Raw genomic sequence first — 17219 nt, forward strand, 5'->3', positions numbered from 1 at the left:
TCAGGTGGTGAGGGCCCGGCGGCGTTCCGCGGCCAGCGCCATCGCGTGCCCGACGACTCCGATCAGGACTTCCTTGACCGACTCCCGGTCGCGGGCGTCGCACAGCAGCACCGGAACGTCGTCGTCGAGGTCGAGGGCTCTGCGGACGGCCTCGACCGGATGGCGGGGGGCTCCGTCGAAGCAGTTGACGCCGACCAGGAAGGGGATGGACCGCCGTTCGAAGTAGTCGACGGCGGCGAAGCAGTCCTCCAGACGGCGGGTGTCGGCCAGCACCACGGCGCCGAGCGCGCCCTCGGACATCTCGTCCCACATGAACCAGAAGCGCTCCTGTCCGGGCGTCCCGAAGAGATAGAGCACCAGGTCCTCGCGGAGCGTTATCCGGCCGAAGTCCATGGCCACGGTGGTGGTGTGCTTGGCCTCCACACCGCTGACGTCGTCGACCGGGCGGCCCACCTCGGTGAGCAGTTCCTCGGTGCGCAGCGGCCTGATCTCGCTGACCGCGCCGACGAGCGTCGTCTTGCCCACGCCGAAACCGCCGGCCACCAGGATCTTGAGCGTGAGGGGCTCGACCGGGGGTTTGCCGCGCTCAGAACGCCCGAAGATCATCGCTTTGTTCTCCTGCTCGAGGTGAGCCGGACGGCGGGCCGTAGCCTCCGCCGCCGGGGGTTTCGATGACGAGCACGTCGCCGGGGGCGACGTCCGCCGAATCACTGCCGCCGAGTTCGACGACGGTGCCGTCCACGCGCTCCACCCGGGCCGCACCCCGTGCGCCGGGCGCGCCGCCCGCCATGCCGTACGGCGGGATCCTGCGGTGCTGGGACAGTGTGGAAACGGTCATGGCTTCGAGGAACCGGAGGCGGCGCACCGCTCCGTCACCGCCGCGCCACCGCCCGGCGCCGCCGCTGCCGCGCCGGACCGAGAACTCCTCCAGGCGCACCGGCAGCCGCCATTCGAGGACTTCGGGGTCGGTGAGCCGGGAGTTGGTCATGTGGGTCTGGACGACGCTCGCGCCGGGGAAGCCGTCGCCCGCGCCGGAGCCCGAGGCGACGGTCTCGTAGTACTGGTGGCGTTCGTTGCCGAAGGTGACGTTGTTCATCGTCCCGGAGCCCTCCGCCTGGACGCCGAGCGCTGCGTACAGCGCCCCGGTGATGGCCTGGGAGGTCTCCACGTTGCCCGCCACGACGGCGGCCGGGGGTTCGGGGCTGAGCATCGAGCCGGGCGGCACGACGATCCTCAGGGGCCGCAGACAGCCGTCGTTGAGCGGGATGTCGTCGGCGACCAGAGTCCGGAAGACGTAGAGGACTGCCGCGTTGACGACGGAGAGCGGCGCGTTGAAGTTGGTGTCCTGTTGCGGTGAGGTGCCGGTGAAGTCGATCGTCGCCGACCGGTGCGCACGGTCCACGCGGACGCGGACCCGGATGACCGCGCCCGAGTCGGTCTCGTACGCGTAATCGCCGTCGTCGAGGGCGTCGACGACCCGGCGGACGGCCTCCTCGGCGTTGTCCTGGACGTGCCGCATGTAGGCCTGGACGACGTCCAGCCCGAACTCCTCGATCATGCGGGCGACTTCGTCGACGCCCTTCTGGTTGGCCGCGATCTGGGCGCGCAGGTCGGCGAGGTTGGTGTCCGGGTTGCGGGAGGGGTACGGCCCCGCGGTCAGCAGCCGGTGGGTCTCCTCCTCGCGCAGCCGGCCGGCCTCCGCCAGCAGCCAGTTGTCGAAGAGGACGCCCTCCTCGTCGATGGTGCGGCTGTCGGCGGGCATGGAGCCCGGTGCGATGCCGCCGATCTCGGCGTGGTGGCCGCGGGAGGCGACGTAGAAGAGGATCCGGTCACCGTGCGTGTCCGAGGTGTCGAAGACCGGCGTGATGACGGTGACGTCCGGCAGGTGGGTGCCACCGTGGTACGGGTCGTTGACCGCGTAGCTGTCCCCCGGTCGCATCCGGGAGCCGCGGCGGCGGATGACCTCCTTGACGCTGGTGCCCATCGAGCCCAGGTGGACGGGGATGTGCGGCGCGTTGGCCACCAGGTTTCCGTCCGGGTCGAACAGGGCGCAGGAGAAGTCGAGGCGCTCTTTGATGTTGACCGACTGGGCGGTGGACTGCAGCCGGGCACCCATCTGTTCGGCGATGGACATGAAGAGGTTGTTGAAGACCTCGAGCATGACCGGGTCGGCTTCCGTGCCGAGATCGGAACTCTCCGTGACCGCAGTGCGTTCCATGACCAGATGACCGTCGTCGGTGGCCATGGCCTGCCAGCCGTCGTCGACGACGCTCGTCGCGCCGGCCTCGGTGATGATCGCCGGGCCGGTGACGGTTCCGCCGGGTGCCAGATCCTCCCGGCGGCGCAGGGGTACGTCGCGCCAGGCGCCCTGGGTGTGGAGACGGACGGTCTCCACGGCCGCGGAGCCGCCCGCGCGGACGGGTCGGTACGGGCTGAGGGCGGACAGATCGGGGGGTTCGGTGATGCCGGTGGCTTCCACGGAGAGGGCTTCGACGACGATCGGGCGGTCGAGCGTGAAGGAGTACGTGGCGCGATGACGTTCTTCGAAGGCGTGCCGCATGGTGTCGGGCTCGGTGAGTTCGACGGTGAGGGTGGTGTCGGTGCCGTCGTAGCGCAGCTGGGCGCGCCGGGTGACCCGGATGCGCTCCTCGGGGACGTCCTCGGCCAGCAGTTCCGCGCGGGCCGCGCCCTCCAGGTCGTCGGCGGTCTTCAGGACGCCCGGCATCGCGGCGGGCTCCAGGCGTGCCTCGACCGACCGCTCGCGCATGGCGGTGGTGTCGGCCAGTCCCATGCCGAGGGCGGAAAGGACCCCCGCCATGGGCGGGACGAGGACGGTGCGGATGCCGAGCGCGTCGGCGACCATGCAGGCGTGCTGCCCACCCGCGCCGCCGAAGGTGGTGAGGGCGTAGCGCGTGACGTCGTGCCCCTTCTGCACGGAGATCCGCTTGACCGCGTTGGCGATGTTGGCGACGGCGATCTGCAGGTAGCCCTCGGCGACCTGCTCCGGGGTGCGGTCGTCGCCGGTCCGCTCCCGGATCTCGTGGGCGAGGGCGGTGAAGCGGTCCCGGACGAGATCCCGGTCGAGGGGCTGGTCTCCGTCGGGTCCGAAGACCTTGGGGAAGTGGGCCGGCTGGATACGGCCGAGCATGACGTTGGCGTCGGTGACGGCGAGCGGGCCGCCGCCGCGGTAGCAGGCGGGTCCCGGGTCGGCCCCGGCCGAGTCCGGGCCCACCCGGTAGCGGGAGCCGTCGAAGTGCAGTACGGAGCCGCCGCCGGCGGCCACGGTGTGGATGTCCAGCATGGGGGCCCGCAGCCGGACGCCGGCGATCTGTGTGGTGAAGACGCGTTCGTACGCGCCCGCGTAGTGGGAGACGTCGGTGGAGGTGCCGCCCATGTCGAACCCGATGACCCGGTCGAAGCCGGCGAGTCGCGACATGCGGGCCATGCCGACGATGCCCCCGGCGGGCCCGGACAGGATGGCGTCCTTGCCCCGGAACTGCCCGGCCTCGGCGAGGCCGCCGTTGGACTGCATGAACATCAGCCGTACATGCCGCAGTTCGTCGGCGACGTGCTGGACGTAGCGGCGCAGCACGGGCGACAGGTAGGCGTCGACGACGGCGGTGTCCCCGCGTGGGACGAGTTTCATCAGTGGGCTGACCTCGCTGGACAGCGAGATCTGCGGGAAACCGATGCGCGCGGCCAGCTCGCCGACGGCCCGCTCGTGAGCGGAGTGGAGATGGCTGTGCAGACAGACCACGGCGACGGCGCGGATCCCGTCGTCGTACGCCTGTCGGAGGGGGCCGGAGAGGGCGTCCAGGTCGGGCGCGCGCAGTACGGTGCCGTCCGCCGCGATGCGTTCGTCGACCTCGATGACTCGTTCGTGGAGCAGTTCGGGCAGGTCGATGCGGCGGGCGAAGATGTGCGGGCGGTTCTGGTAGGCGATGCGCAGGGCGTCACGGAAGCCCCGGGTGACGACCAGGACGGTCCGCTCGCCCTTGCGTTCCAGCAGGGCGTTGGTGGCCACGGTGGTGCCCATGCGCACGGACTCGACGGGGTCCGGGGAGTCGCCCAGGAGTGCGCGGACCCCGGCGACGGCCGCGTCGGCGTACCGCGCCGGGTTGTCGGACAAGAGCTTGTGGGTGACCAGTCGCCCGTCGGGGCCCCGCGCGACGATGTCGGTGAAGGTGCCGCCCCGGTCGACCCAGAACTGCCAGGCTGCCATGTCGTCACCCCGCTTCCGCGCCGCTCACAGCGCCCGCAGGCCGTTGATCACATCGCGGAGGATGCTCTCGTCCGGCAGTTCGGCGGGCGGCACCGGGCGGCTCACGTGGACGTACTCCTCGTCCACGAGGTCACCTACGAGGACGCGCACCACACCGACGGGCAGGTCGAGTTCCGCGGCGAGTTCGGCCACCGACTGCGGGGTGTCACGACACAGCTCGATGATGTCCACGTGTTCCGGGGACAGCGCGTGGTCCGCCTCCGGGTCGTCGACATGGGGTTCCGTGACGACCACCGCGATCAGGTCGAGGCGGTGCTGGGCCGCATGGCTGGTGCGGCCCCGTGTCATGGCGTACGGGCGGACCACCGGTCCGGCGTCGTCGTCGAACCAGTGGCTTGTCGCCTGACCGTCTCCGCTCATGTCATCCCACTACCCGCCGGAGGGCAGATCGGTGCGCGGAGCGGCCCCCAGATGTACGCCGACCCGTTTGACGAGGAGCGTCATCTCGTAGGCGACCTGGCCGACGTCGGAGTCGGCGTCCGACAGGACGGCGAGGCAGCTGCCGTCGCCGGCGGCGGTCACGAACAGGAAGGCGTCGTCCAGCTCGACGACGGTCTGCCGGACGCCGCCGGCGTCGAAGTGCCGGCCCACGCCCTTGGCGAGGCTGTGGAAGCCGGAGGCGACGGCGGCCAGGTGCTCGCCGTCCTCCCGGGTCAGGTCCTTGGACACCCCCGTCGGCAGGCCGTCCCCGGAGAGCACGATGGCCTTGCGGATGCTGGCGACCCGGTCCACGAGGTCGTCGAGGAGCCAGTTCAGCTGCCGTTTGTCGGTCGCGGTGTGGCCGGTCGTCTTCGGTGCGGTCATCGACCGTCCCCCTTAGTCGTTCCTGGTGCGGTGTTGCCGCCGCGGGCGTCGTCCGCCGCGGCGTTCTCCTCACGGCCGCGCTGCCAGCCGCGCTGGAGCGAGGCCATACGGCTGCGTACCTCGTCGGCATCCCGGTCGACGGGGTCGGCCCCGTCCTCGGTGCGCCGCTCGGGTGTCTGCCTGAGCTGCGGGGCGAGGTTCGCCTGCCGTACCCGCCGGGGCAGGTGCCCCGCGTCGGGCGCGGGCTCGCCGGACGCCGTCGCGGCCGATCCGTCGGTGTCGTCCGCCGGATCTGCCTGGAGGGCGGGCCGGCGGGCACGCTGCGGAAGGGCGGGCAGTCCCTCGGACGCCTCGCCGGTGGCCGGGGACGTCCCGCCAGTGGCCGCAGGCGTCTCGCCGGTGGCCGCAGACGTCTCAACGGTGCCCGCAGACGTCTCAACGGTGCCCGCAGACGTCTCAACGGTGGCCTGCTCGCCGGGGCCGTCAGCCGCTTGGCCGGCCGGCCTCAGCGGTGTCTCGTCGGGGCGGCGGGCAGGCAACGCGGCCGCGGATTCCGATTCGCTCCGGCCGCCGCTCGTGAGCGGTTTGTCGTCCGCTCGGTCGCGGCGGGGCCGCTGTTCGGTGACCGGGCGCCCGTTGGAGCTGACCAGCTTGGGGGTCCGGCGCCGGGGCAGCTGTGTCGGAAGGCTGTCGTCCTCGCCCTCGGAGATGCGCGGCGGTGTGCCGCCACGCAGGCCGGCGCCCTCCCAGGGCCGGCCGGTGTGGCCGGGCGTCGTCTCTCCGGGCTGCGGCCGGTCCGGGGAGCGGCGGGGGCGGAACAGGCCACCGCGTTCGCTGTCCTCGTCCTCGAGGACGCCCGGGAAGTCCTCGACGGCGTCCAGATCGACGGGCCCTTCCAGTTCCACCGGCCCGTCCAGGAGCGAGACCGGCAGTCCTGGAAGCTGTACGGGGGCCGGGGAAAGCGCGGCTCTGCGGTTCTCCTCCCGCTCCGTCTTCCCGGCCGATCGGTCCCGGTCGAGCCGGAAGCCGATGCCGTTGGTGTCGGGGACGTCGTCCGAGAGCAGAGCGTCGGGCATGAAGACGACGGCGGTGGTGCCGCCGTACGGGGACGGCTGGAGCGAGACGCGCACGTTCTGCCGCTGGGCGAGCCGGCTGATGACGAACAGGCCGAGCCGGTCGGTGTCGGAGAGTTCGAACTCCGGGGTCTCGGCCAGCCGGAGATTGGCGTCCAGCAGTGTCTCGGCGGCCATGCCCAGACCGCGGTCGTGGATCTCCAGGGTGAAGCCGTTGGCGACGCGTTCGCCGAGGACCTGCACGGCCGTGTGCGGCGGGGAGAACACCGTGGCGTTCTCCAGGAGTTCGGCGACGAGATGCGTGAGATCCGCGACCGCGGGGCCGGTGAGGGCGACCCGGGGCAGCCGGCGGACCTCGATGCGTTCGTAGTCCTCGACCTCGGCGACCGCGGCGCGTACGACGTCCATCAGCTGCACGGGTTTGCGCCACTGCCGGGAGGGGGCGGCACCGGAGAGGATCACCAGGCCCTCGGCGTGCCGGCGCATACGGGTGGTCAGGTGGTCCAGGCGGAACAGGTCGGCCAGTTCCTCGGTGTCCTCGGTCCGGCGTTCCATGGCGTCGAGCAGGGTGAGCTGCTTGTGGAGCAGTACCTGGCTGCGGCGGGCGAGGTTGACGAAGACCTCGGAGACGCCGGCCCGCAGTTCGGCCTGCTTCACGGCGGCTTCGACGGCGGCCCGTTGCAGGGTGTTCAGAGCCTGGCCGACCTCGCCGATCTCGTTCTTGTCGTATTCGAGGCGGGGTACCTCGGTCTCCACGTCGACCTGTTCGCCGGCGGACAGACGGCGCATCACGCTGGGCAGGCGGACACCGGACGCCTCGTGGGCCTCCAGGCGCAGTTGTCTGAGGTCGCGGATGAGGCCGCGGCCGATGCGTATGGACAGGAAGAGGGAGAAGAGCAGGGCGATCAGGCCGAGGACACCGGCCACTGCTGCCTCCAGGACGACCTTCATGGCGACCGGGTGGACCCGGTCCTGGAAGCGGTCGTTGGCCCGGTCGTCAAGGGTGCCGAGGTCGTCGAGCGCGTCGGCGGCGGCGGTGTCCCAGCTCTTCGCGCTCACGCCCCGCGGCGTGCCGGAGGTGGTGAAGGCGGCGGCCTGCTCGGCCGTCCGCAGCGGGGCGGAGCCGGCATTCGCCCAGAAGCGCTGGTAGCGGCCGCGCTCGGAGGCCGGCAGCAGCGGCAGGCTGACCTCGTAGAGCAGGGAGCGCTGGGCCAGGAGTTCGGAGATGTCGCGGCTCTCGTCGCGGGTGAGGGTGCCGACCACCAGGGAGGAGCCGAACAGCGCGTCCTCACGGGAGAGGAGTTCGCGGGCCCGCGCCAGATTGACCAGGGCGCGGTACTGCTTGTCGAGGTCGACGTCGTCGACGACGTGGAGGTCGGCGAGCAGGACGTAGCAGGGGTCGACCAGGCGGTTGTAGAGGTCGAGCGCCTGTGCGCGTCCGACGCTGCGGTCCTCGACGCCGCGGCGCAGGGAGTCGAGGCCGTCGAAGGCCTCGAGGGCGGCGGTCAGCCGTCCGGAGCTGCCGGTGCCCAGTGCGTCGCGGACGTCGGCGTTCGCCGCGTTCCGGCGGAGCTGGGCCACGGCCTTGTCGGTGGCGGCCCGGCTGCGCTGGAGCGCGGCGAGGCTGTCCGAGGCACGGGGGTCGGCGAGGTGGACGAGGGTCTGGCGGCGTTCCTGCTGCAGGACGCGGATGGTGTCCTCGGTGGGGTAGGCGATTTCCTCCACCACGGACGAGGCGTTGAACAGCTGGCTCGCCTGGCGTCCTGTGATCACCGTCGCGAAGGCCCAGATGGCGGCCAGGGACAGCAGCGGCACGAGAAGCAGCGCCACGATCTTCCGGCGGATGGACTTCCCGCGAAAGGGCATGGCCTCCCCCAGCTCGGCCCCCGGCGGCCGGGGGTACACGTGTGCGTCAACAAACGGCGCGAGCCTACTACCGACACACGGGTATCTCGAAGACGCGACCGGAGGACGAACTTCCGTTCTGTCGGCGAGAGAGGGCGAGTTGTCCAGGCATGGCGGGAGATGGCGCCCCCGAACGCGTGGACGGCGGGTCGGCCGGAACGGATCCGCAGACCTGACGAGGTGGCCGATATCTTTCGCCCGCCGGGAATCCTCGTGGTGCTTCGTTCGTCCTTATCCATGGGACATCGGGGCGGAATGGGCCACTGGAGCCGCATCCCGCACCTGGGCGGCGTAAAGCGGCGCAAGCCGGGCAGTCAGTGGGGAGCCGGTTCCTCGGGCACGGGGCGAGCGGCCTGCCGGCGGTGGGGAGTGACGGTTGATGAGCACGGTGGAGCAGCGCGAGCGGGCCGTCGGCAGCGGTGGGGAGCCGCGGACGGCGGCACGGCAGACGCCCGAGGTACCTGATCGCGACATTCCGACGGTGGGGAGCGCCCGGAAAGGGACATACGGCCTGCCTGCCGAGGCAGGGGTGGGCGAACCCGTCGAGCGGTCCGCCTACAAGCCGCTGTGGATCGAGGAGCCCGCGCGGCGGCGGAGGCTGCCGGACCCGGTACGCACGGCGGCCGTGCGCGCGGTGCTGATCATCTCCGTGACCCTCGTCCAGGCCGTGGTGGCCTTCCTGTTCACTCTGACCGGATCCTGGCTGGCCTTCCCGATGGTCCTCGGCGGCGTGGCCGGCACCGTGGTGGCCACCTGGGCGGCCCTCGACGTCTGGGTGACCCGCCAGGTGTGGAACCAGCGCCACGGCGTGGTCTCGGCCCCCAGCAGCACGGCGCGGGCCCTGCGGCGCGAGCGGCGCAGGGCCCGGCGGGAGGAGCGGGCGGCCGAGCGCGGCCGGCAGCGAATACACCGGCGGGGTGGCGCGGGCCGGCTGTCTCACTCCTGACAGGTCGGATCGCAGGGCAGACGGGAATCGTCGGACAGGCCCTGAGGGCTGTCCCGTCGTACGCCCGCCGGGGATTGCGGGGCAGCCCTCAGGCGGGACGCTTGTACATCCGGGTCGCCGTGATCTCGCTGTGGACCGCTTCTCCGGCGGGGGTCGGCTGGGGCAGGCCCGGGCGCAGGTGTTCCTCCACGCTGATGTACTTCAGTCCGGCCCTGAGGTCGGCGTCGTTGCGGAGCCGGATCACCAGCGGGAACTCGGCCAGCGCCGTGGTGTCGAACAGGCCGGTGGTGTACAGGAGCTGGACGCCGAGCGCGTCGGAGACGGCCCGCTGGAGCTCCAGCAGGTACGTGGCGTTGGCGCGGCCGATGGGGTTGTCCAGGAACAGCGTGCCCGCGTGCCGGTGCTTGTCGCGGCCCCGGTCGTTGGAGCGCAGCGCGGCCATCGTGCAGTACAGGGCGATGGCGGCGGTGAGCAGCTGACCACCCGAGAACACGTCGCCCATCTGGCCGACGGGCACCCGCTCGGCGCGCAGCACGGCGTCGGGCTTGAGGATCTCCACGGCGACGCCCTTGGGCTGGAGCGCGGCGGCCACCCCGCGCAGCAACAGGGACATGCCGTCGCGCCGCAGGTCGGAGTTCTTCCGCACGGCGGCCCGGGTCGCCTCGTCGATGACCTCGCCCAGCCGCTCGGTGAGCGTGGCCTGGTCCGGTTCCTCGAAGCGGATGCGCAGGAACTCCTGCCCCGACCACTCGCCGAGGCCTTCGGGCAGGCGGGACAGGCGCTGGGCGGAGCGGAGCGTGGCCAGTGCCGACTCCACGAGGCCGCGCAACCGGTCGACGATCGAGTCGCGGTTGCGTTCCAACTGCGCCAGCTCGTCGGTGAGGACACGCAACCGGGGTGCGAAGGCTTCGGCCCACTTCCGGGCGTGCTCGGGCAGGGCGGAGGCGGGCAGCTCGCGGATCTGCTGCCGGGCGGGGGTGCGCACCTGCTCGTAGCGGGTGGAGTTGGCGTGCCGGACGAGGACGTCGCTCGCCTCGCGCACGGCGGCCTCGGCGGCGGAGAGGTCGGCGGCGAGGCCGCGCAGCGACCGGCGGGCCTCGGCGGCGGCCTGCCGAGCCGCTTCCGGGTTGCCCGGGTACGGCTCCGGCTCCTCCTGCTCCTCGTCGGTGCTGTGCTCGCGCAACAGGTCGCGCAGCATGGCGGCGATCTCGTCGAAGCCGCTTGCCGCCTCCTCGGCGGCGCGGTGGGCCTCGAGCAGTTCCGCGTGCGCCTCGCGGGCCTGGGCCAACGCCTCGGTGCGGGAGGCGAGTTCCGCGGTGGCCGTGCGCAGCAGGGCCTGGGCGTGCTCGGCGTCGCGGGGGAGCAGTTCCCCGGGCAGCTCGGTGTGCGCCTCGCCGTCCTCGGGTGCCAGCCGCTCGGCCTCGCCGCGCAATCGGCCGAGCTGTTCGCTGGCGGACGACATCCGGGTCTCCAAGAGCTGTACCAGTTCCTCGGCACGGGCGGCGGCGGCCTGCCGGGACGGACCGTCGGATCCGTCCGGTGACTGGAGGAGTTGCTCGGCGCGGGTGCGGACCTTGTTGCTCAGCCGGTCCAGTTCGGCGCGCGCCGCGCTCTCGTCGCTCTCCGCGCGGGCCTGTTCGGCGCGCAGGTCGGCGCCCACGCCGACCTTCTCGTACACCTGTGAGGCGGCGCGGTAGGCCTCGCGGAGGGCCGGCAGGGACGCCTTCGGCGCGTCCCCGTCCGTCTCGGGCAGGTCGTCGGGGGCGCCGGCGATCTCCGAGCGTTCGGCGCGCAGCGCGCGGGCGGTGCGGCGGGCGTCGTCGGCGGCGCGCTGGGCGGCACGGCGGTCCTCGTCGGCCGCGCGGGCCCGTTCCAGACAGGTCTGGGCACGAACGTCCGACTCGGCCGCCTCGTCGGCGAGTTCACGGAGTCTGGCCTGCCAGCCGGCGCGTTCACGCAGCCGGAAGGCGAGCCCGGCGAGGGCGTCGGCGGCGCGCCGGGCCTTCTGCGCGGCCTCCTGGCGTTCGTCGCGCGCCTGTGTGGCCTCGCCGGCGGCCTCCTCGGCCTCCGCGCGTGCAGTGCGTGCCTCGGCGAGCTCTGCCTCGGCCTCCTCGGCGAACGCGCGGGCGTCGCGGGCGGTCTCGGCCAGTTCGGCCAGCCGACCGGCGGGGCAGCCGGTGCGCCAGGAGGCGAGCCGGGCGGCGAGCTCACGGTCCTTGCCGAGCCGGGCGGCCATGCGTCGGATCTCCTCGTCCCGCTCGGCCGCCCGGGCGCGCAGCGCCTGCCGTTCCTCGTCGGCGGCCAGCTCGTCGTGCATGGCCGGGTTCGGCGGCACCAGGAAGACGCCGGCGTTCGCCGAGTCCGCTGCCGGGGTGGGGGCGAGCAGGGCGGCCGCGGTTCCGACGGCCACGGCGGACCGGGGCAGCAGGGCCGCCTCGGCGAGTGCCGCACGGGCGCGCGCGTGCGTGTCCGGGTCGGTGATGACCACTCCGTCGACCAGTTCGGGCCGGGCGGCCAGCACGCGCGCGTGGTCGGCGGGGTCGACCGCCTGGGCGAGGTAGCGCCAGCCGGGCAGCGCGGGGATGCCGTGCTCGCCGAGGAACTCGACGGTGGCGAGCACGTCGGGGCCGGGCGGGAGCAGGCCGCCGTCGCCCAGCGCGCCCAGGATCCGGGCGTCGTCGGCGGCCGCCGTCCGCAGTTCGAACAGGTGCCTCTCGGCGGAGGAGACGGCGTCGTCGAGGAGTTCGCGCAGCTCGTCGGCGAAGCGGTCCAAGTCCTCGGGGCTGAGGGGGCCTTCGGCGGGCGGATGCGGCGTGCTCTCGGCCGGGGCGCCCGCCGGACCCGTGCCCCCGGTGCCCTGCCGCCCGGTCGGGTCGGCACCGGGGTGTGCCCCGTGCGCCGCCCTCGCCGTGGCGTCGACCAGGGCGCCCGACGAGACGCCGTCCGGTCCCGTCCGGGGAGCGGGTACCGCGGCCCGGCCGGCCGCGACGGCGCCGGGCAGGCCCAGCAGTCCCGCGAGCCGCTCCTCGGCCGCCAGCGCCTCGGCGACGCGCCGCTCGGCCTGGTGGGCCCGGTCCGCCGCCGCGGCGGCGTCGGCGGCGCGGGCCGCGGTGAGTTCCGCGCGGGTCTCGGCGGCGGCCGCCTCACGTGCGTGCTCCGTGGCCTTGCGGGCGGCCTCGCGGGCCTCGTCCCAGGCGGCGACGGCCGTCTTCTCGGCGTCGCTGGCGGCCAGCGCGGCGCGCGCCGGATCGGCGTCGGGGGCGCTGTCGTCGAGCCAGCCGGCACGGACGGCCTCGGCGGTCTCCTGCTCGACCTCGGTCAGCCGCTGGCGCAGATGGCCGGCCTCGCTGCGAGCCCGCTGCGCCTCGGTGGCGGCGGCGGTCGCGTCACGATGGGCCGTCTCCCCCGCCTCCTGCAGCTGCGCGGACCGCTCGTCGCCCTCGTTGGCGAGGGCTTCGGCGCTCTCCGCGGCCGCGTGCAGGGCTCGTACGAGATCCACGGCGGCCTTGGCGCGCGCGGCCAGCGCCGGGGCCGCGTCGCGCTCGGCCTCCTGGATGGCGGCGGAGACCCGGGCCACGCGGTCGGCGGCGGCCCGGTGGCGCAGTACGGCCTCGGCGGCCTGCCAGGCGGAGTGCAGGGTGCGGGCGTCGGCCAGTTCCCGCTTCTGCGCGGCGGCGGACTTCTCCGCGGCGGCCAGGGCCAGCGAGGCGTGCCGGTAGGCGAGTTCGGCGGCGATCAGCGCGCTGCGCTCCCGTGCGCCCTCGGAGTGCGTGACGGCGTAGGCGGCGGCGGTGACGCGCTGGGCGAGGTCGGCCGCGCGCACCCGTTCCCGCACCCCCCGGGCGGACAGCCGCCGTGCCAGCGTGCGCGTGCGCCGTTCGGCCTGGGTGTGGATGTCCCGCGCTCGAGTGCGGGCCTCGGCGGCCTCGACGATCCGGCCGAGCAGGTCGACCGAGCCCGCCGTGAAGTCCCGCTCGGCGATGAGTTCGGCGCGCCGGCCCAGCTTGTTGCCGAATCCGCCGACCAGGTCGGCGAGGCCGTCGGTGTCACGGGTGTCGGTGACCGCGCGCAGCAGCAGGTCCGTGAAGTCGGAGTCCTTCTTCACCGCGAACAGGCCGGCCGCCTCGCCCTCGTCGGCGTTCATCTCCCGCTGGTAGCGGAAGAGTTCGGGGTCGAGGCCGAGGTCGCCCAGGTGCTCGGTCCAACGCTCGTGGATCTCCTCCCAGTGCACCTCCAGGTGCGGGTAGGCCTTGTCGGCCTCGGTGATCGCGTCGCGGAAGCCCTTCATGGTGCGGCGCCGACCCTGCGCGCCGGAAGTGCCCTCGGCGGGCGGCCGTACCGCGGTGGCCTCGGCGACGGGGAGGCTGTCCAGGGTGAGGCCGGGGCCGGGGCGGAAGGAGTACCAGGCCTCGGCGAACTTGCGTGGGTCGCCCGAGACCTGGCGTCCGCGCCACTCGCTCACCTTGCCGACGACCACGCACTCGCCGGTCTGCACGTGCTGCCACTCCAGCGCCACGTGACCGCAGTCGTCGGCGAGCAGGAACTTGCGCAGCACGCCGGAGCTGGCGCCGCCGAGGGTGTTGCGGTGGCCGGGCAGCATCACCGAGAAGATCAGCTTCAGGAGCACCGACTTTCCGCCGCCGTTCTCCAGGAAGAGCACGCCGGCGGGCGCGGGGCGGCGCGGCGGACCGGCCGGCTCCGCCTCGAAGAACTCCGCCTGGACGGGCGCGGGGTCGGGCACCGGCTCGCCCACGCCCCGCAGGTCGAGCACGGTGTCGGCGTAGCGCGCACCGGCAGGACCGATGGAGTAGAGGCGGACCCGGGACAGCTCGTACATGGCGGACTCTCGTCAGTCTTCCGGCAGATCGGTGGAGTTCTGGGTTGGGGCGGGGCGAGTGCTGAGTCGGTTCAGCGTTCGGCGGGGGCGGCGTGGAACGGCAGACCGGCGTCGGCCACCAGATCCAGGTCGTCGGTGTCCTCGGCGGGCAGCAGGCTCGGGGTGCCGTCGGTCACCGGGACGACGCCCAGGTCGAGGAGTTCGGCCAGGGCGGCGCTGCCCGCCATGTCGCGCACCTGGAGCTGGTAGCGGGCCGTGGTGCGGTAGGTGCCGCCGCTCTCGTCGCCGGTGCGCTGCAGGAACCCGGAGTCGGTGAGGAACGCCAGGGCCTTGGCGACGATGCCGGTCGTGGAGGCGGCGGGGCGGCGGGCGTCCTTGGTGGCGCCGGTCGCGCTGCGTCTGGCCCAGATCCGCCAGGCCGCCTCCAGTCCGGGCGCGTCGGTGGCCGGGTCGGTGTTCTCGCCCTGCTCCTCGGCACGCTCCTCCAGACGGCGGCAGGCCTGACGGACGAAGGCGTCGACTCCGTTGACCGTGACCCGCCCGATGTAGCCGTCGTCGCCCAGGTCCTCGGGGCGCGGGAAGGCCAGGGCGGCCACCGCCAGGTGGGCGAGTCCGTGCAGGAAGCGGTCAGCGGAATCGGCGGCGGTACGACGCGCGTAGTCGCCCATGCGGACGGCGAAGACCGAGTCCTCGGCGGCCGTCACCGCCATGCCCGCGCGGGGGGACACCTCCAGCACGATCAGCCCGAGGCCGGCGGCCACGGCGTCCGCGAGGCGTGCGAAGGCGGGGTCCTCGCGGTGGCGGCGCAGCAGCTCGGCGTACTCATGGTCGCGCGCGGGCTGCAGTTTGGGCTGCAGGCCGAAGGCGACGAGCCGGGCCGCGTCGGCGGCGTCGGCGGGGGTGACGGTGCCGGCCGCCGCCGGGGCAGGGGTCTCCGCCTCACTCCACTCGGCGTGGTCGCTCACGGGTTGGGCTCCTTGTCACGCGCTTGATCACTCATGCCGCCTCCGTCCGGTCTGCCGCCATGCCGGCCGCGTCCAGCGACGCGGTCCCGACGATCAGGTCGGCGCCGCCGAACTCGGGGTCGTCCAGCTCGGTGCCGTCGTCCACGGCGAACAGCAGCTTCTCCTCGCCCTGCCGGTAGGCGGTGCCGACGGCCGGGCTGGCCGCGTGCACCGCCAGCAGAGCGACGAGGTACGCGAGATCGGGGTCCCCGGTGCGCCGCGCCTCGGCCAGCAGTCCGGACAGCCTGCGCGGCGCGTCCGCCGGGAGGTCGAGCAGTTCCGTCGCCGCCGCCAGTTGCTCCTCGCTGAACCGGCTGTCGTCGGGGGTGGCGATCAGGTCGGGCTCGGGCATCTCCGCGCCCAGGTGCTCCCGCTCCACGGGCGGGGTGAGCAGCAGGTCCACGAGGTCGCCGACCCGGACGGACACGGGTGTGCGCAGCCCGGTGCCGTGCGCGAAGAAGGCGTCGGTGACGCGGATCGCCCGCTCCAGGGGCAGCGGCAGGGTCGGTGCGAGCAGGTGGCCGTAGAGGTCCGTCCCGGAGGTGGCCAGGGGGGTGGCGAAGGCCTGGCGGTCCTGTTCGGCGCGGAAGAGGGGGCCGGCCTCCAGCAGCCGGGTCTGCAGCTGTGTGTGCCGGCGGATGCAGTCCTTGACGATGTCGACGAGCTCGGCGGCGCGCCGCTTGTGCTCGGGGTCCTCGGACTCGTCGCGCGCCTTGCGGATGTTGGTCAGGATCGCGTTCTCGTGCCGGTAGCGGTCGGCGACGTGGTCCAGGGCCTCGGCGATCATGTCCGGTACGGCGCGCAGCCAGTCCACCGCGCGGACGTTGCGCCGGGTGGCCTCCAGGGCCCGGCGAAGGGTCTCGGAGTACTGCACGGTGCGGTAGCGGGCCTGCTCGGCGGCGAGCTGGGCGTCGGCGAGGCGGCCCCGGTTGATGAGCACCTCCAGCTTGACCTCGGCGGCGATCTGCGCGCTGGTGACGTCGGTGTCCAGGGCGCCCACGAGGACGTTCACCGCCTCGTCCGTGGTGCGCAGGTAGACGCTGCCGCCGGGGCCGGGCACCTCTTCGATCAGTTTGAAGTCGTAGTCCCGGCGCACGTACGTGCCGTCCGGCGCGAAGGTGCCGTAGACGGCGCGGAAGCCCCGGTCGACGCTGCCGACGTTGATCAGGTTCTCCAGGACCCAGCGGGCCACGCGCTCGTGCTCGGCGGCCGGCCGCCGAGGGGCCTGCGCGGCGACGCGCGGCAGCAGCCGGGCGACGATCTGCTCGTGGTCGGCACCGGTGTCGAAGTCCATGTTGAGCGTGACGAGGTCGATGGCGGCGAGCGCGACCTCGGCCATGCCGTACACCGAGTACTCGCCCGCGAGGTTCGCCTTGCGCGTGTCCAGGTCGTGCAGCGGCGCGGTGCAGGCGAGCGCGCGCAGCCGCCGCGCCAGTCCCTCGTCGGCGGCCGGCCCCGGTGCAGGGCGCGGCCCCGCGCTGAGCTGGGGCGGAACACGGTCCGTCGATGCAGGCGAAGTCACGGTGCACAGACTAGGTCCTCGGTCCGACATCGACCCAAACGGCGCAGACGCACCCCCCGCGCCACCCCGACCGCACCGGCGTGCGAGGCCCCGTCCCTCGTCCCGACCCGAGCCCCTCGGCTCCGGCCGCCCCTCCTACGCGTCCTCGCCCACGCGGCGCCGGTACACCTCCACGACCTTCTCCAGCGAGTCGTCGAGGTAGACCGCGAGCATCTTCTCCGCCCCCTCCCCGTCACCGGTCCGGAGGGCCTGGAGGATCTGCTGGTTGCGGGTGAGGTACGGCTCGTGCAGCCGCCGCGGGTCGTCCACGACGTGGAAGGCGAGGCGCAGTTCGGCGAAGACGCTGCGCATCAGCTCGTCGGTGCGCTCGCTGCCCGCGAGCGCCACCAGCTCGGTGTGGAAGTGGATGTTGGCCGTACCCAGCTCCTTCCAGTCGCCCTCGCGGGTGGCGCGCCGCCCTTCGGCGACGGCCTCGGCCAGTCCGTCCAGCGCGTAGGGCACCGGACCGAGCCCGCGCACGACGGCGCACTCCACGAGGCGGCGGGTGCGGTAGATGTCCTCGACGTCCTCGACGGTCAGCACCCGTACGAAGACACCGCGGTTCAACTCGTGGACGAGCAGCCGCTCGTGCGTCAGCAGCCGGAACGCCTCGCGCAGCGTGTTGCGGGAGACGCCGAGGGCGCCGCCGATGCTGTCCTCCGACAGCCGCGTGCCGGGCGGGAAGTAGCCGTCGGCGATACGGCTTCTGAGGATGTCCGAGACGCGCTCGGCGGTGCTGGTGCGGCCCAGCAGGGCGCGGTCGTCGGCCAGTCCCTTCAACTGCTCTGCCATGCCCGGAATTCAACC

The 17219-nt window shown here is 73.4% G+C and carries 10 protein-coding genes; 1 reads left to right on the top strand and 9 read right to left on the bottom strand.

Annotated features, from left to right (window positions below; all coding sequences use genetic code 11):
• From ACWDUZ_RS33420 to ACWDUZ_RS33440, 5 genes are read right to left on the bottom strand one after another with little or no spacing between them, the layout of a single operon-like run.
• Positions 1-606 (bottom strand): GTP-binding protein, encoded by a 606-nt coding sequence (locus tag ACWDUZ_RS33420; RefSeq protein WP_451635566.1) that lies wholly within the window; start codon positions 604-606, stop codon positions 1-3.
• A complete protein-coding gene (locus ACWDUZ_RS33425) occupies positions 587-4222 on the bottom strand; it encodes a hydantoinase B/oxoprolinase family protein (protein WP_451635567.1) in 3636 nt (1211 codons plus the stop codon). Before ACWDUZ_RS33425 ends, ACWDUZ_RS33420 begins: the two co-directional genes overlap by 20 nt.
• 24 nt (positions 4223-4246) lie before the next feature.
• Positions 4247-4642: a DUF742 domain-containing protein gene (locus tag ACWDUZ_RS33430; protein ID WP_451635568.1), complete on the bottom strand. Its 396-nt coding sequence runs from the start codon at positions 4640-4642 to the stop codon at positions 4247-4249.
• 9 nt (positions 4643-4651) lie between these two features.
• On the bottom strand, positions 4652-5086 hold the full coding sequence (locus tag ACWDUZ_RS33435) for a roadblock/LC7 domain-containing protein (protein WP_451635569.1): 435 nt from the start codon (positions 5084-5086) through the stop codon (positions 4652-4654).
• Positions 5083-8025 carry a nitrate- and nitrite sensing domain-containing protein gene (locus tag ACWDUZ_RS33440; protein WP_451635570.1) on the bottom strand — a complete coding sequence of 981 codons (2943 nt, stop codon included), beginning with the start codon at positions 8023-8025 and terminating at the stop codon, positions 5083-5085. Before ACWDUZ_RS33440 ends, ACWDUZ_RS33435 begins: the two co-directional genes overlap by 4 nt.
• Positions 8026-8443: 418 nt before the next feature.
• Between ACWDUZ_RS33440 and ACWDUZ_RS33445 the strand changes: the two genes are divergently transcribed.
• Positions 8444-9010, top strand: a complete 567-nt coding sequence (locus tag ACWDUZ_RS33445; protein WP_451635571.1) for a hypothetical protein — start codon at positions 8444-8446, stop codon at positions 9008-9010.
• Positions 9011-9098: 88 nt separating this feature from the next.
• Here ACWDUZ_RS33445 and ACWDUZ_RS33450 read toward each other — a convergent pair whose 3' ends face one another.
• The 4 genes from ACWDUZ_RS33450 to ACWDUZ_RS33465 all read right to left on the bottom strand — a co-directional run bounded on the left by ACWDUZ_RS33450 (position 9099) and on the right by ACWDUZ_RS33465 (position 17204).
• Positions 9099-13847 carry a hypothetical protein gene (locus ACWDUZ_RS33450; protein WP_451635572.1) on the bottom strand — a complete coding sequence of 1583 codons (4749 nt, stop codon included), beginning with the start codon at positions 13845-13847 and terminating at the stop codon, positions 9099-9101.
• Positions 13848-13918: 71 nt separating this feature from the next.
• A complete protein-coding gene (locus ACWDUZ_RS33455) occupies positions 13919-14812 on the bottom strand; it encodes a hypothetical protein (RefSeq protein WP_451635573.1) in 894 nt (297 codons plus the stop codon).
• 31 nt (positions 14813-14843) lie between these two features.
• Positions 14844-16373 (bottom strand): hypothetical protein, encoded by a 1530-nt coding sequence (locus ACWDUZ_RS33460; protein WP_451635574.1) that lies wholly within the window; start codon positions 16371-16373, stop codon positions 14844-14846.
• A gap of 135 nt (positions 16374-16508) precedes the next feature.
• Entirely contained in the window at positions 16509-17204 is a 696-nt protein-coding gene (locus ACWDUZ_RS33465; RefSeq protein WP_451635575.1) for a GntR family transcriptional regulator, read from the bottom strand.
• Positions 17205-17219: the final 15 nt, after the last annotated feature.

Source organism: Streptomyces sp. NPDC003393, from assembly GCF_053589015.1.

Bases quoted from the DNA above. Each gene is read 5' to 3' on its own strand.
- ACWDUZ_RS33425 (WP_451635567.1), bottom strand. From the start codon at position 4,222: ATGGCAGCCTGGCAGTTCTGGGTCGACCGGGGCGGCACCTTCACCGAC.
- ACWDUZ_RS33420 (WP_451635566.1), bottom strand. From the start codon at position 606: ATGATCTTCGGGCGTTCTGAGCGCGGCAAACCCCCGGTCGAGCCCCTC.
- ACWDUZ_RS33445 (WP_451635571.1), top strand. From the start codon at position 8,444: ATGAGCACGGTGGAGCAGCGCGAGCGGGCCGTCGGCAGCGGTGGGGAG.
- ACWDUZ_RS33430 (WP_451635568.1), bottom strand. From the start codon at position 4,642: ATGAGCGGAGACGGTCAGGCGACAAGCCACTGGTTCGACGACGACGCC.
- ACWDUZ_RS33465 (WP_451635575.1), bottom strand. From the start codon at position 17,204: ATGGCAGAGCAGTTGAAGGGACTGGCCGACGACCGCGCCCTGCTGGGC.
- ACWDUZ_RS33435 (WP_451635569.1), bottom strand. From the start codon at position 5,086: ATGACCGCACCGAAGACGACCGGCCACACCGCGACCGACAAACGGCAG.
- ACWDUZ_RS33450 (WP_451635572.1), bottom strand. From the start codon at position 13,847: ATGTACGAGCTGTCCCGGGTCCGCCTCTACTCCATCGGTCCTGCCGGT.
- ACWDUZ_RS33440 (WP_451635570.1), bottom strand. From the start codon at position 8,025: ATGCCCTTTCGCGGGAAGTCCATCCGCCGGAAGATCGTGGCGCTGCTT.